We start from the raw sequence: 13962 nt of genomic DNA on the forward strand, positions 1-13962 counted from the left end.
GTGAATCCCACCTGCTGGCGTGTCAGAGTCGAAGAGCACTGTGCTTTTTCTTCTCCTCCACTATGTTGACCCCCATTCCTAAGGACCTTTACAGGTTATTCTAACGAAATGGCGCTATGCAAAATCCACCAAGAATGATACACTGAAAAAAACTAAACGTTCGATGGTGATAGAATGAATAACTTATATTCGATCAGAGTAGAATGGTCTCCTGCGTATGAATGTATCATTAGCCTCTACACTTACATTTACGAGAAAGACCGCAAGCATAGTTTGCTTGGTACGGCTTGGTTAGAGGAAACAAAACAAAAGCTCCCGGCGTCTTTTGCAGATGAACTCGCAGACGAACGTTGGGAGGTACTCCACCGCTTGGTGCTGCTTGTAGCGCAATCGCCCCAGACCCAATCCGTCGAAGAATTTCTTGAGTGGCTGGAAAGCATTCCTCCCGGTGAAATTTATGAGCGCCTCGCGCCGTGGGTGGAGACAATCCCGCTGAATTTGGGAGAAATCCGTGATCGCAGCCTATCGTTGCTTACCCGGTGGAATGAGCATTATTTTTCGAAGATGGACCCACGCATTTTGGAGAGTCTGCAACGGAGTGCCGATGAGCTGACGGCCCGCGCCAAAGAAACGCCTCCAATCGACTTGGTCGATCATGTTACAAACGGTATCTGGATTGAGCCGATGGCAGATTTGCGAGAGGTTGTACTGATCCCGCAATATCATTGTGCCCATTCTTCTGTTCTCGACTTTTATCGGGGGCTTGCCACTTGCATGTATCCTGTCAAAGATGCGGCAATGACCAAACCACAGCCACTCTTGGAGCTGTTGCCTATCACACAGTGTCTGGCAGATGAGAAGCGCCTGCAAATTTTGCGCTGTCTGGCAAAAAAGACGTGCACGCTCGGTGAATTACAGAAGCAAGTATCTTTGGCAAAAAGCACCGTCCATCATCATGTAACGGCGTTGCGCAGAGCGGGGCTGATTCGTGCTCACTACACAGGAAGTACGACAATTTCCTACTACAGTCTACGAGAAGCCTTTGTCGAGCGTCTCCCGGTCTTGCTTCGTTCCTTCTTTCATGCATCAGAGTGATTTTGCTTACGGAAATAGCATGATTTTGTTGAAAGGGTAGGTTGAATCAGTATGAGCAAAATGAGGCAAGTGTGGGAGGCGTATCATCCGATTGTTCATCTTTTGATGGCAGGGACGGTGTTCGTTCAGCTCACCCAATCGATGAGTATCCCTTTTTTGGCCATCTATCTCGGTGAAACGACGAAGCTCTCCCACGCCTATATTGGGCTGATTATCGGGGCAGGTCCTTTGGCTGGAACAGTAGGGGGATTTGTTGGCGGGATTCTCTCAGATTTGTTTGGCAGACAAAAGCTGATGTTTTTTTCCTTGCTTGCTATGGCGTGCTCGATGATCGGCTTCATTACAGTGGCACATCCGATCGGTTTATTGGTAATCAGCATGGTTATGGGATTGGCGGCATCGATTTTTGCGACGGTTTCAAAAGCGTTGATGGGCGACTTGACGCCCGAGCATCAACGTTTTCGTGTGTTCTCGAATCGCTATCTTGCGAGCAATCTGGGCTTCGCGATTGGTCCTATGCTCGGTGCTTTTTGGGGGATTTCCGGCAGCAATCTGGCGTTTATTCTGACTGCGGTATCCTTGGTGAGCTTTGCAGTCATTTTAGTAGTGGCATGTCGGAGATGCGGCGTCACCGATAACAGTGGGGAGAACGGAGAGGTGGAGCGAGCCAGTTTGGGTGAGATCTGGCAAGTACTCAGAAGGGATGTCGTCCTTCTTACCTTTGTCACAGGCGGAATCCTGTTAGTGACGGTGTACGGTCAGATGTCTGTTACGCTCTCCCAATACTTGCGGGAAAACTTTTCGGAGGGTGTCGCCTTGTTTGGAACCTTAATGAGCGTCAACGGATTTACCGTCTTGCTTTTGCAAATTCCAGTAACGAGGCTGGTTGAGCGGTATTCCTTGTTTGCGAGGATAGCAGGCGGTGCTGTATTGATGGCCATAGGAGAAGTTGGTTTTGCTTTTTCGTCAAATTGGGCTTGGTTTATTACAGCGATGATCGTTTTTACGCTCGGGGAAATCTTGATCATACCAGCGGAGTATGCGCAAATCGACGAGATCAGTCCCGCGAATATGAGAGGGACTTACTATGGGGCACAAAGCGCAACGATGCTCGGCAGCTTCCTTGGACCATGGGCAGGTGGTATGGTGCTCACCGCATATGGTGGCCCCGTGATGTTTGGGGTCATGGCAGTATTGGCGCTGGTTAGCTTGATCTTTTATTGGCTGGGACGCAGATTGCATGAACAGCGGAAGCAGCCTAGAAATGCGATTGTAGAGACAGCCATGTAGCTTCTTGCCGATTGATTGATATTGCCGTATAATGGAAAGTATCTTTTTCAAAAGGGGACGTTTTGATGTCGGTGTGTGTTCTTAACTAAGCAACTGGATAGGGTACTCCCATTGTTTTTGGCAAAAATCTCATGTCATGTGAGTTTATTTGCTATGGAACAGAGGAGGCCTTGATTAGTTAAGAACTTACGGTCATCCATCTACCCATTTGCTCGACTACGGGAACCGTGCTCTTACGCACGGTTTTTTTGCGTGACTATCCACGCGCACGTAGCGAACGCATGCCCTCAAGGCGGAGATGAACGAATGTTCATGCTCTGCCTTTTTGCATGCATCGATGGGTCCATCCCTTTTGAAAAGAGGTATTCTACTTGAAAAATTATATCGAAGACACCTATAAACAAGTGCGTTTACAAGAAGGTCAACAAGTAATCGAACAGTTTCTGCTCGCTTGCTATTTTCATCCGGATTTGCCTACGAAAGAGCTGGCAAGAAAAGTACTCTTGCCTGTACCTGTGGCAACTGCGATCAAAAAAGAGCTGATTAAGGCAGGTGCCATACAGCAAGGAAGCGGAGTGAGATGCACGGCAGAGGGGGAAGCGTTCATTGAGCAAAAGCTAGGGTATGGTGGACTGGATCGAGAGCTGTACGAAAAGCTGATGAGAGACGACGAAGCTTGGAAAACCGAGCTGGCTGACTTGAAGGCGGAGATGGAGGTGATTTTTGCTGGGCGTCCGCAAGTCGATGTACAGATCGATCAGTCCAAATGCACAGTCGAGACGAGTCTGCGCAGGGCAATCTTATGCTTGCGGCATCAGAGCTTGGTGGGTAAAAAAATATTATGTGTCGGGGATGATGATTTGGTCAGCATCTCGCTGGGACTTTTGCTCAAGCGCTTGTTTCCAGGGAATCAACAACGTCCAGAGCAAATTGACGTAGTCGATATCGATGAACGTTTTCTTCAGTACATTACGGATGTATCCAAGCAAAAAGCATTGACCGTTGCCTGCCATCAGGCTGATTTGCGGCAGCCGCTGCCGAAGAAGCTACAGGGTGGGTACGATTGCTTTTTTACTGATCCACCTTACACGCTGCAAGGAATGGCTCTGTTTTTATCCCGCGGAATCAGTGGGCTGCAAAAGCAAAAAGGACTGTCCATCTTCCTTTCCTTTGCGCATAAATCACCTGATTTTACGCTGAATATGCAACGGGAGTTCGTGCTGGCAGGCTTGACCGTACGAGAGGTGCTCAGTCATTTCAATGAATACGAAGCGGCGCAAATGATTGGAAACAAAGGACAGATGATCGTACTTACCACAACAGAGCTGACGACTCCGACAATCAAGCATCCATTTCTGGAATCGTTGTACACAGGCGAAGAGACCCCTTCCAAGCGTGAGTATAAATGCAAGCGTTGCAAAAGATCGATCCAGGTAGGGGCACAGGCAAAAATAGTGACGATCGAACAATTGAAAAAACGCGGCTGCCCTCGTTGCAAGCACCAAAGCTTTGAGCTGTTGTCCCGCCGAAGAGTACAAGACTGATTGTACGCAAGTGGGCATATGGTAGTGGTGGAGGGGAGGGAGAATAAGAGAAGATGGCTTACGAAAAGGCGTTTTCTTTATTACGGATCGCGACGGGAATCTTGTTTTTCATCCATGGCATAGCCAAACTGCAAAAAGGGATGGCTACTGTTGTGACGACGTTTGGTGATCTCGGTTTGCCGGGGTGGCTGGCGTATCTGGTGTTGATCGTAGAACTGCTCGGCGGCCTCGCGCTGATCATTGGAGTTGGGGCGAGATATGCCGCATGGGGATTAGCTGCGATCATGGCAGGGGCGATTGTGACAGTGAAATGGGCGAAAGGTTTTGTGGGCGGTTATGAGATGGATTTGATCCTGTTGCTTGTCACAATTTGTGTGGGACTAAAAAAGTGAAAAAAAGATCCGGCTGAACCAGTAAGCGGTCAGCTGGATCTCTTTTTTTAAACAAACAGCTCGTAATACTCAGGAGAAACGTTATCTATAAATGGACTTTTTTCACCCGAATAGTAAAGGTGCAGCTCATGCATGGCACGTGTACATGCCGTGTAAAAAAGCTTGCGTTCACTTTCTTCGCCATAGCTTGTAGCGGAAGCATCATAAAGGATGACCGCATCGAACTCGACTCCTTTTGCCAAATAAGAGGGAATGATCAAGATTCCTTTCTCAAAGGAAAGAGTAGCGGGCTTGATCAAGCGAATCGGCACTCTCTCTTGCAAAGCGTCATGAACGATTTGGGCTTCCTCTAGCGTTTTTGTGATAACAGCGATCGTCTGATGACCACGATCAGTGAGCTCACGTATGCGTGCTTCGATTTCATCGGTATGAGCTTGAGGGGATGTTACCTTGGTTAGAGTTGGTAAGCGACCATCGCGCATAAAAGGCTCAATCATCTCCCCGTTTCGCAAAAGTTGCCGCGTAAACAAGACGATGGGATAGGTGGAGCGGTAGCTTTTGGTCAGGACGAAGGTCTCCGTCTCTTCAGGCTCAAACAGGGATGTGACAGCATCAAAGCTATTTTGGTGATACGCATGGGCGTAAATCGCCTGATTCCAGTCTCCCAGCACGGTCATTTTGGCACGGGGAAACAAGCTCTTGATGAGAGCGAACTGAAAGGCGGAGTAGTCTTGGGCTTCATCGAGAAAGACATGACGGAGGAGGTTGTTCGTCTGCTTGCCCTCCAATCGTTCCTGCAAATACAAATAAGGAGGGATGTCTTCGCATGCCAAATACTGTTGCTCTAAACGCTCTGCTGTTTGTTCGCACACTGCCGGCCACTTGTCTAATACATCGTGTTGGAGAGTGCTTGGCGCAAGCGTCCCGAGCAAGTCAGGTGATAAGAAGAGCTGGCGGTAAATAGCACGAGTATCAATAAATTGAAGCTCCCGGATAAAATCACGAAGAGGCTGAAACTGTTTTTTGACGATCCATGTGGCTAAGAGCTCCTGCTCGCGTTCGAAGTCATCGAAGGTATCCTCCCGAAACTGCTTTTTGCGGCGCAGCGATTGATAGGCAGCTACATACGAATCTCGGTCAAGCAGCTCCATTTCATCTTCTACCCATGGCTTTGATCGTTCGCGCTGTTCCATTTTTTTTAGCTCTGTCAGCAGTGATTTTGCAACGAGTACCATCCGATTGGGGATAGGCAGATTCGTATCGAGAGAATAAAACAATTCATGGATGTGAGCCGCACTGATTAGTGTCTGATCCCTAAATGTAACAGGGAGAAACATGATTCCAGCTTGTTTCAAGCTATTCGCGTATTTATCCATGGCCTGCAAAAACAAGGCGCTTGACTTGAAACGGATCCCTTCCAGCCGCGCCTCATATCCAGACTGATCACTTGCTGTCAGTACATACTCCATCTGTTCAAGCGGATTTTCCAACTGGAAGCCGTCACCGAGACGATGCTCCGCGTATTCCTGAAAAGTCGTTTGCTGCATATTTTCCTCGCCGAGCTCAGGAAGAACGGTCGAGACGTAGCTGTTAAACAAAGAGTTGGGCGAAAACAAGACGATTTGCTCTGCGGTCAATGTTTTGCGATAACGGTATAACAAATAAGCGATTCGTTGCAGTGCTGCAGACGTTTTTCCGCTACCGGCGGCTCCAGAGACGATGACGAGTCGGCTACGTTCATTGCGGATGATGCGGTTTTGGTCCCGTTGGATCGTGGCCACGATGCTTTTCATCTGCGAGTCAGCCTGTTTGCCGAGTACCTCCTGAAGCAGCTCGTCGCCAATCGTCACGCCCGTATCGAACAGGTGCAGCAATTTGCCGTCGCGAATGATGTATTGTCTTTTGCACGTAATCTCTCCATTTACGCTACCGCCTGGAGTATTGTACTCGGCTGGACCCGGCGAGTAGTCATAATACAGACTGGAGATCGGAGCGCGCCAGTCGTAAACGAGAAATTCCTCGTCGTTTTTATCCAGCAAAGAAGCAATGCCAAGGTAGATGGCTTCTGGCTTCGATTCCAGCTCTTCTTGAAAATCAATCCTGCCAAAATAGGGAGATTGCAACAATCGCTGTAGCGTACGCAACTGATTTTGGGCATGGCGATGGATGCGTTCACGCTCGGACAGGACCTCCGCTTGCTGCTTGATACTGGCGTAAGTCTCGACAGCTTCAATGGCATCCTCGAAGTTGACTGTCACGTCGTCCCAAAAATGCTTGCGAATGCCGATAATATCCTCGCTCACGACATTCACATGCTCTCTGAGGTCATCTATTCGGTTCTTTATCTCTGAGATGACTTGTTCAACACGTTGTTGTTCGTTTTGCCGATCTTGATCAGTCACGCTCATGGTACCGCTCCTTTTTCGTTCCCCATTTTTGGCCTGAAGGTTTGACAATCGAAAGTGAATGTGATACTATTATATTGGAGATAAAATAGTTACATATGATCGATTGACCAACAGACCAATTCTCATTTTAACACGTGAAAATTGGCTTTTCAACATGGTATAGGAAAAATACAAAGTGAAATGACAGGGAGCTCCTTTGGGGGTTCCCTTTTTTGTTGCGGTTAGACTTGTCCGCCAAGGATTCCGGCGAGAGCTACCCATATACGGGTTGTTCCCACCAGTCTATTGAAAACGAAAAGGATGTCTTCTCACCTGCGTTTGGAACGCGAACGATGAGTGCCATTCCAGGTCCGAGAATCCACTGTCCGCCAGGGGTCGCCTCAACGGTAGAGGATGCCGGAATGATTCGCGTGGAGGTATGAATGTGATCAGAAAAGGTATCCGTCATACCAGTGCCATGCAAAATTTGCCCTTGGGCGGCTGGACAAGCGGGGAGTTGAACATAACCAGAAGTCACTTGACGTGAGAGAGTCGTACCTGTGATTGAGGAGGCTTTGCCAAACAAGAAATGTGTTTCTATCGGGTGCGGGGATGGATTCGTGATCATCCAGTGGTTGACAAATAAATGAACGCCAGAGCGTAATGGGTTCGACAAGGCAGCGATCCCGTGAGCTCCATCGCTCACTGTGATTTTATCCGATTGCCCCATGAAGTATTTGCATTGATCCGCCATCGACATCGCATACGGAATGTGAACACTCCGGCTCAGCTGTTCCGTAGCAGAAGGAGTGGGAAACGGATAGTACCCCATCTGCATGTAGACATCTGGTATTCCGCCAAAAAAGTACGAGGGGCGAGTATAGGAGGGCTTCGTCATGATTTCCTCTCCTTGTGAGTGGGGTAACTGCTAACCCTACAGCATATGGCAATCGTCCATGGAGGGTGTCAGGAAGCAAAAAAACAGACACCATTGTAGCTGGTGTCTAAACGAGTTTGAAATGGATTACTTTTTCTGGGTAGGAAGACGAACGCGATGGTATTGCTCCAGGCGACCGTCTGAGTCGATGGACAGTTCAATTTGCTCTTTCTCGGCTTTAAAAGTAATCCCGCCTAGCTCTCGTGTAAATCCGTTCGTATCTCCTGTTTCAATGAATTGGTTGCTAACGGTTTTAAACTGCTTCGTATTTTCGCTGCCAAGTATTTGATTCATAAGCTCTTGTCCACGTTGCTGGTAGTAATCCTTTTGGCGGGACGCTACTTTCGCTGCGGGAAAGGGACCACCATGATAGTGCAGCAAAATGCCTGTCGTGCTGTCGAATTGCATTTCGGCAAAACGTTTCCCTTTATCCGTTGCATTCCCTGTCTCGTGCAAGGTAAACGTCCATACTCCCCGAATGTCTCCTGATATTGATATGGGAGACTTATGCATCCCCATGAGTTTCCACGTTTTCAGCGAGGGCTCCACTTCAAGCAGCTTTTTAAAACTGGCCTCTACGAGAGCAGGTAATGATTCCTGCTTGCTTGCATCACTTGGCTGCGCGGCGGGAGCATGCCCGGAACTTACAGTCGCGACTCCTGACAAACCGATAACAGCTGCCAACAATAAACTGCCGATTGCTTGAAAAGGTTGTATTTTCATGGTCGATCTCCTTTACTGTAACGAAATTTTTACTGCTTTATCCGGTTCTGCTTCCCCGTTCATATGCGGGATTAATTGGATGTACGCGGGTTTTTCCTTGAAGGAAACGATAAATTTTCGCGAAATCCCATTCTCGTCGTAATTCGTACTTTCCTCCTCAATACGAATTTCCTTTCCGGTTGGATCGAGGAGAGTGTACGACGGCTCATACAGCTTGTCGTCAGGCGGAATTTCTTTTAGTACAACCGTTGTGGATACCGGCGTGAGTGTAATCTCTTTGACTTGAAATGCAAAATTACTCCGCAAGGTTTGGCTGATGTTAGGCGTGAGGGTCTTGCTGTCAATCTTCGTAAACTGCTTCACAACAGGAAGTTTCAGGTTCCATGTGTTTTGTGTATTTTGATAGTCATATAACTGCGCCTGCATCGTAAACTGATCGGGCCAATTGCCATTGAGGGTAATGGTAGTAACACCTGCGAACAAATAATCCTCCATCTGTTTGACCTCACTGCTCCAGCCAGCTCCGGTGTTATTGATGGGCTCAGCCAAGGTAAAATCCTTTAGCACGATTCTTTCTGCGATTTCCTGGGCGGCTGCTTTTTCGGTCGTTTCGGGCATCTGAATCAAATAGCCAATTCCCAATTGTATCCCATCGTAAAATATTTCGTTGACCGTTATCGTAATGCCATTGACCACTGCGTTTTGGTTGACTGCGGTAATTAGCCCTTTTTCGTTGGCGATTTGTAGAGCATTTTCTTGAAACAGTTCAAAGACAGAGCTGATGATCGGTACATGCTTCAGCTTTTCTGCCCATGTGGGTGAGGAAAATCCGAGCGCCAGGAGGGTGAAAAGCAGGAAGGACGCAACGCTAGCAGAGGCCATGAAAATCTTTTTCATGCGGATACGGGAACCGGATGACTGCTCTTGTGGCATGGTTGTGAATAAATTGCTTTTCATCCGTGTTACGGTTTCTTCGTCAGGGGTGTGTATTCCGTTTTCTCGTTCAAGCTGTTTGACGATGTCAATAAGCTCAGATGCGTCATAAGCCAGAGCCCCGTTGCGCAACTCCGAGTGAGGCGCCTCCAGCCACTTGGCAAAGCTCTCGATTTGTTCAGAAACAATCTCGTCTGAATTGCGCTTCATAAGAATCCTCCGATCCTCGTAGATTTCCTTTTACCTTTTCTAAGGCGCGATACAGGCGATTTTTTACGGCACTTTCGCCCATTTGCATGATTTGTGCGATCTCGGCAAAGGTACATTCACCCAAAAATCTAAGCATGATAATTTCCCGTTCGGTCTCATTGATTTGCTGTAGGGCAGAAGTTAAATCGAGTTGAGTGGTTGCATTCTCTGCATAGCAGGCAGACGAATTGGCAGAGAGAGAATCAAGCTCACATTCTCTCGGACGTCGCTTTTGCTTGCGTTGTTCGTCCATGAGCGTGTACTTGGCAATTTGAAACAGCCAGGTGGAAAAAAGCGACTCTTCCCGAAAGCTATCGAGCCGACTCATTGCTTTTAAAAAGGTTTGCTGTGTCAGATCCTCCGCTAGCGTTTTCCCCACTCTGAATGAAAAATAACGGTAAATTCGCTTTACATAATGATCATAAATAGGAGCAAAGTCCTCTCGATTTTCTTTGGCACGCGAAATCCAGTACTTCTCATCAAAAGGTGTGGATTCCATTTTCTCCCTCCCTTCTTCAACAGAATTAGACGCCAGGCATTAGAGAATCGACACAACTGGTTTTCGATTTTTTGCATAGAAAAAAGGCTGGGAGCAAGATCCCAACCTTTTGTAAGCATATGAACTCTTTCGTTTACGACACCGTTTTCCAGGCATGAATGGCAAGCAGCGCCCAGCCAGCAAGGAACAAAACTCCGCCAATCGGCGTAATCGCACCGAGAACCTTAATGCCGGTCATCGCCAGCGTGTAGAGACTGCCGGAGAAGATCAACGTTCCGGCTGTAAAGCACCAGCCTGCCCAAACGAGGCCAGAAGAATCCGGGTACCATTTGAGCAACAGAGCAACCAGTACCAGAGCCAGTGCATGTGTCGTCTGATAGGTCACGCCCGTATGGAAAATGCCCAGCGAATATTCGTCTAATTTTTCCTTCAGTGCATGTGCCCCGAATGCTCCCAACGCAACCGAAAGAAATCCACTGATACTGCCAAGCATCAAAAACAGCTTCATGAGTGCGTCACTCCTTTTTTCGCATAACCTGTACATCTGTCCGACCTCTATTTTAGCGTAAAAAGATAGACATTGCCCAATTGTAATTTGGTGAACACGCCTTGGACTACCATACAAGCCGCTTGTCAACCTCCAACATAGAGTAAAGTATCGCGGTGGCAACGCTTACAGGCCGCTGCGACGGGAGGTGACGTAATATGAACAAATGGATTTCCAACGTAGGAGGGCTTCTTGGTGGCTTCGCATTGTTGAAAGCGCCGTTAGACGGTTCCTTCCTAAGTGGGGTGGACCCGGTGGTGGATGGATTGGGTCTGATCACTGTGGTCGTATTCGCAGGAGCTCTTATTTATTCTGGTGTACGTGGCTGGTTCAAGGGTTAATTAGCAAGATGAAAAACAAATCAAGGGTGTCTCCAATCGGGGATGCCTTTTTTCTTCTTGAGGCAGCTTAAAAGCTCAACTATGTAAAATAAAACTCCTCCTATTCGCCTGACTCGATTCCAGCCCAATTTCTGAGGTATTGAGAGGCTCCCAGTTCCTCTTGGAATTTTCGTATCTCCGAGTCTTGTAGATGTATATGCGCTAGCATGTCCTCAAGTCTGGTAGCAAGCTCCAACTCACCCCTGGCAACAGCAAGCTCGGCCCGAGCAGCCAACAATCTTGCGCGCCCGATACCAGTTTCGTTCTTCGTTTCTTCTAGGGAACGGTCGAGCATATTGGCTGCTGCACGATCATTTGCATATATATCGCGTAGGAACCATACCTGATTGAGGATCTCATCTGTGTGGTCTTGTGACTCAAGGTAGAGGGGAGGCGTGTAATGCTTATCCATGTAAACTATCATGTTGCCGAAAGGGTCGAAGAGTCGAAACTGGCTACCATCTCGTGAGCGTCGCGTAAGGCGGGGCAAACCGCTGAGAGGTACAGTCCCAAGGGCGTTCTTGAGATTATTTGCAAAACGATCATGAAATTTTCCTAATTCCGTCACGCTTACGATGAGGGCACCAAACGCTTTCCTACCTCCGAATTGGGCATAGCTGGATGTCATAAGACGAAGATCGCCATCCCGAACTTCCGCGAATCTGTAAGGAAACGTCTCGTCTCGGACTATTTCAAACCCAAGCGCACTATAGAAAGCAACACTTTCATCAACATTGTCACTCGGGATCATAGGTTGAACACTTATCGAAGATTGCGACATTTCCTTCACTCCTCTTTAACTGGATTGTAAGATCCTTTTACTCAATGTTTCTGTCTATATTGACTTGAGCTTTGTGCGAAAACCATATATTACCTTAAAAAAGAAGGTATTACAATATGGCGGTGTTTACGCTTAGTCTGAAGAATCAAGTTTATCTACAGCAAGTATTTGGTCCATTCCTTATCGCTGTAAACATGGTATTCTACGTCGTTTGGACATAAAGAGTTAGAAAGTAACTTACCACAAACACAATCGAACTTGGCAACTCACTTTCTATATTTTTCTAAAGAATACCATGAAAGTTCAGGTTATTTATCAAAATGTGTAGGGAGATAAACGGAGGCTGTCGCATTGCGGAGAAATGGCAGATCGTACATGGAGCTTATGGAGTTATCCAAAGACCCGCGATACTGCATTGTTGATACTGAAAGAATGATATATGCAAAAGGGACGTACGGGAAGGCTAGTCACCAAGGCAACCATGATCAAGGCGAGAGAGAAATGTCAGCACAAAAGCGAATGCTTTGATTGCTTAAACAAGCATGAAATTTGTTGCCTTGGGGCTTGGGAACTGACTAGGAGAAAAGGGATTAGGATGTGGTGACTTATCACATTAGTTATTGTGTAGAATCACCCATTGTGAACCACTCCAGCAATCTATCAGCAATCATGCTGGCGGGAATACAAGATGGGTTATCCAACTCTTTGTGAATCAGAGCATCTAAATAAGATTCGAGACTATTTTTAGACTCAATGTCGTTTTTGGAGGTTTGGATAATAATGAGAACATTTGCTGAGTAGGAGTCATATTCGTCCTCGGGAGCCCCCATCTGTATTAGTCCAATAGGGTTCCATTCGTTCATCAACTTTTTGATATGGCTCAGGTCATGCAAATATTGTTGTTTCAATCGTTTGTTCAAGGTTAGACCTCCTATCACTAACAATGCTATCACACGGTATACGGAAATCGTCACGATTTAACAAAACGGTAATTATGTAATAAAACTCCCACATCTTAATAAAGAGTGGGAGTCGGGTAACATACAACGGCATCGATAAATCTTGGATCAATACCATAAAACATCCATGATCTGCCGTTCCACCGATAGCCCGTAACCCCGTTGTACTCAACGGTAGTTGGATAAAACCAAAATTGTTCTCCATTTACGAGCCAAACATAAGTGTTTTCGTATACACAATCGACAAGATAGGTAGATGGTTGCGGAGGGATGTAAGTTGGCCTGGGAGGGATGAAGCTTGGGGGTGGAGATGTTGGAGCCTGAGCAGGATACGCCATTCGCCTTCCACTCCTTCCTAATCTAATCAGCATAATATTCCTGGTCATTTCGAGGAGTGCGGAGTGTTTCTAAAAACAATACGCGAAATCGCAAATATTGGTAAGGGGATTCTTAAGAGGGTGGATACAACCCACACGATTTGTTAAATGGGAGCGATACCTTTGTGCTACTTGATGTAATGCAACATGGTCATTTGCAAATAAAAAAGAGGTGTCCCAAAGGACACTCACGATGCGATTGACCAGGCAATGGGGAAGGAGCGGAATAAATAGCGCCGATAAACGTCGACTTAAGTGCACTCATGAAAAAACACCCTCTCAGGAAAGTAACTACATGAAGAATGTATTTCAAGAAAATGGTAAATATGCAATGGATTATAAACAACTTACGGGGGCGCGCGTTTTACAAAACATTACGTTTGTACCCAGGGAGGGGAACAGGATGGATGGGTTGTGCTGCCCAACGTGCGGGTGTCAGAAACTAGCTCATTACCTTGGTGGCGTATATGAATGCAAACTATGCGGGCGGAATGTGGACCAGTTCGAATTAATACCAACCGAGCAGTTCTTGGAACAGGATATGTCGGTGGAGCAACTCAAGGGTTTATTCGATATCAAACGGGATATGATGCTGCTCTTTCTGGAAGACAAGGCAGCGCTTATTGATGACATAAAGAAACTACGAAGCAGGCTTATAGAAGTAGCTTGAATGGAGGGAACCAAGTGAAAGCCATAACCATTCACCAGTCATGGGCGACATTGATCGCCCTCGGGGAAAAACGATTCGAGACACGAGGCTGGTCAACCAATCACCGCGGACCCATAGCGATTCATGCCGCTAAGAAAAGGGAATCGCTATTTAACAAAAGAGAAATTGTGATTTTGTCCATGAGAAGTATCTCAGCACT

Annotated in this window: 15 protein-coding genes; 7 read left to right on the forward strand and 8 right to left on the reverse strand. The window is 47.0% G+C overall.

Going from position 1 to position 13962, the window contains the following annotated elements; all coding sequences use genetic code 11:
• Positions 1-174: 174 nt before the first annotated feature.
• From HP401_RS28580 to HP401_RS28595, 4 genes are all read left to right on the forward strand, one after another.
• Positions 175-1095, forward strand: coding sequence for an ArsR/SmtB family transcription factor (locus HP401_RS28580; protein ID WP_173607498.1), 921 nt, complete (start codon positions 175-177; stop codon positions 1093-1095).
• Positions 1096-1146: 51 nt separating this feature from the next.
• Positions 1147-2385, forward strand: a complete 1239-nt coding sequence (locus HP401_RS28585; RefSeq protein ID WP_173607499.1) for an MDR family MFS transporter — start codon at positions 1147-1149, stop codon at positions 2383-2385.
• Between the two features lie 371 nt (positions 2386-2756).
• Positions 2757-3929, forward strand: coding sequence for a bis-aminopropyl spermidine synthase family protein (locus HP401_RS28590; protein ID WP_173607500.1), 1173 nt, complete (start codon positions 2757-2759; stop codon positions 3927-3929).
• A gap of 53 nt (positions 3930-3982) precedes the next feature.
• Positions 3983-4321: a DoxX family protein gene (locus HP401_RS28595; protein ID WP_172142077.1), complete on the forward strand. Its 339-nt coding sequence runs from the start codon at positions 3983-3985 to the stop codon at positions 4319-4321.
• Positions 4322-4368: 47 nt separating this feature from the next.
• On the opposite strand, the gene helD is transcribed toward HP401_RS28595, so the two are convergent.
• From helD to HP401_RS28625, 6 genes are all read right to left on the reverse strand, one after another.
• Positions 4369-6729: an RNA polymerase recycling motor HelD gene (helD, locus tag HP401_RS28600; RefSeq protein ID WP_173607501.1), complete on the reverse strand. Its 2361-nt coding sequence runs from the start codon at positions 6727-6729 to the stop codon at positions 4369-4371.
• 253 nt (positions 6730-6982) lie between these two features.
• Positions 6983-7606 (reverse strand): DUF6143 family protein, encoded by a 624-nt coding sequence (locus HP401_RS28605; RefSeq protein WP_173607502.1) that lies wholly within the window; start codon positions 7604-7606, stop codon positions 6983-6985.
• Between the two features lie 126 nt (positions 7607-7732).
• On the reverse strand, positions 7733-8368 hold the full coding sequence (locus HP401_RS28610; protein ID WP_173607503.1) for a hypothetical protein: 636 nt from the start codon (positions 8366-8368) through the stop codon (positions 7733-7735).
• A gap of 12 nt (positions 8369-8380) precedes the next feature.
• Complete coding sequence (locus tag HP401_RS28615; protein ID WP_173607504.1) at positions 8381-9511, reverse strand: DUF4179 domain-containing protein; 1131 nt, start codon at positions 9509-9511, stop codon at positions 8381-8383.
• Positions 9480-10049, reverse strand: a complete 570-nt coding sequence (locus HP401_RS28620; RefSeq protein ID WP_173607505.1) for an RNA polymerase sigma factor — start codon at positions 10047-10049, stop codon at positions 9480-9482. Before HP401_RS28620 ends, HP401_RS28615 begins: the two co-directional genes overlap by 32 nt.
• Before the next feature lie 133 nt (positions 10050-10182).
• A complete protein-coding gene (locus HP401_RS28625; protein ID WP_012684886.1) occupies positions 10183-10557 on the reverse strand; it encodes a DUF423 domain-containing protein in 375 nt (124 codons plus the stop codon).
• Positions 10558-10754: 197 nt separating this feature from the next.
• Between HP401_RS28625 and HP401_RS28630 the strand changes: the two genes are divergently transcribed.
• Positions 10755-10937 (forward strand): hypothetical protein, encoded by a 183-nt coding sequence (locus HP401_RS28630; protein WP_172142071.1) that lies wholly within the window; start codon positions 10755-10757, stop codon positions 10935-10937.
• A gap of 100 nt (positions 10938-11037) precedes the next feature.
• Here HP401_RS28630 and HP401_RS28635 read toward each other — a convergent pair whose 3' ends face one another.
• Together HP401_RS28635 and HP401_RS28640 are read right to left on the reverse strand one after the other, a co-directional pair.
• Positions 11038-11757: a VOC family protein gene (locus HP401_RS28635; RefSeq protein ID WP_173607506.1), complete on the reverse strand. Its 720-nt coding sequence runs from the start codon at positions 11755-11757 to the stop codon at positions 11038-11040.
• A gap of 617 nt (positions 11758-12374) precedes the next feature.
• On the reverse strand, positions 12375-12677 hold the full coding sequence (locus HP401_RS28640) for a hypothetical protein (protein WP_173607507.1): 303 nt from the start codon (positions 12675-12677) through the stop codon (positions 12375-12377).
• Positions 12678-13388: 711 nt separating this feature from the next.
• Here HP401_RS28640 and HP401_RS28645 point away from each other — a divergent pair.
• Together HP401_RS28645 and HP401_RS29710 are read left to right on the forward strand one after the other, a co-directional pair.
• Positions 13389-13763, forward strand: coding sequence for a hypothetical protein (locus HP401_RS28645; protein WP_173607508.1), 375 nt, complete (start codon positions 13389-13391; stop codon positions 13761-13763).
• 14 nt (positions 13764-13777) lie between these two features.
• The coding region (locus tag HP401_RS29710; protein ID WP_309145170.1) for an ASCH domain-containing protein at positions 13778-13962 on the forward strand (185 nt) is incomplete at its 3' end.

This window comes from Brevibacillus sp. HB2.2, assembly GCF_013284275.1.
Classification (GTDB): domain Bacteria; phylum Bacillota; class Bacilli; order Brevibacillales; family Brevibacillaceae; genus Brevibacillus; species Brevibacillus brevis_D.

What these genes read in the sequence shown, in the direction of transcription:
- HP401_RS28635 (WP_173607506.1), bottom strand. Translation starts at nt 11,757, where the DNA reads ATGTCGCAATCTTCGATAAGTGTTCAACCTATGATCCCGAGTGACAAT.
- HP401_RS28610 (WP_173607503.1), bottom strand. Translation starts at nt 8,368, where the DNA reads ATGAAAATACAACCTTTTCAAGCAATCGGCAGTTTATTGTTGGCAGCT.
- HP401_RS28620 (WP_173607505.1), bottom strand. Translation starts at nt 10,049, where the DNA reads ATGGAATCCACACCTTTTGATGAGAAGTACTGGATTTCGCGTGCCAAA.
- HP401_RS28615 (WP_173607504.1), bottom strand. Translation starts at nt 9,511, where the DNA reads ATGAAGCGCAATTCAGACGAGATTGTTTCTGAACAAATCGAGAGCTTT.
- HP401_RS28630 (WP_172142071.1), top strand. Translation starts at nt 10,755, where the DNA reads ATGAACAAATGGATTTCCAACGTAGGAGGGCTTCTTGGTGGCTTCGCA.
- HP401_RS28580 (WP_173607498.1), top strand. Translation starts at nt 175, where the DNA reads ATGAATAACTTATATTCGATCAGAGTAGAATGGTCTCCTGCGTATGAA.
- HP401_RS28585 (WP_173607499.1), top strand. Translation starts at nt 1,147, where the DNA reads ATGAGCAAAATGAGGCAAGTGTGGGAGGCGTATCATCCGATTGTTCAT.
- HP401_RS28595 (WP_172142077.1), top strand. Translation starts at nt 3,983, where the DNA reads ATGGCTTACGAAAAGGCGTTTTCTTTATTACGGATCGCGACGGGAATC.
- HP401_RS28645 (WP_173607508.1), top strand. Translation starts at nt 13,389, where the DNA reads ATGAAGAATGTATTTCAAGAAAATGGTAAATATGCAATGGATTATAAA.
- HP401_RS28605 (WP_173607502.1), bottom strand. Translation starts at nt 7,606, where the DNA reads ATGACGAAGCCCTCCTATACTCGCCCCTCGTACTTTTTTGGCGGAATA.
- helD (WP_173607501.1), bottom strand. Translation starts at nt 6,729, where the DNA reads ATGAGCGTGACTGATCAAGATCGGCAAAACGAACAACAACGTGTTGAA.
- HP401_RS28625 (WP_012684886.1), bottom strand. Translation starts at nt 10,557, where the DNA reads ATGAAGCTGTTTTTGATGCTTGGCAGTATCAGTGGATTTCTTTCGGTT.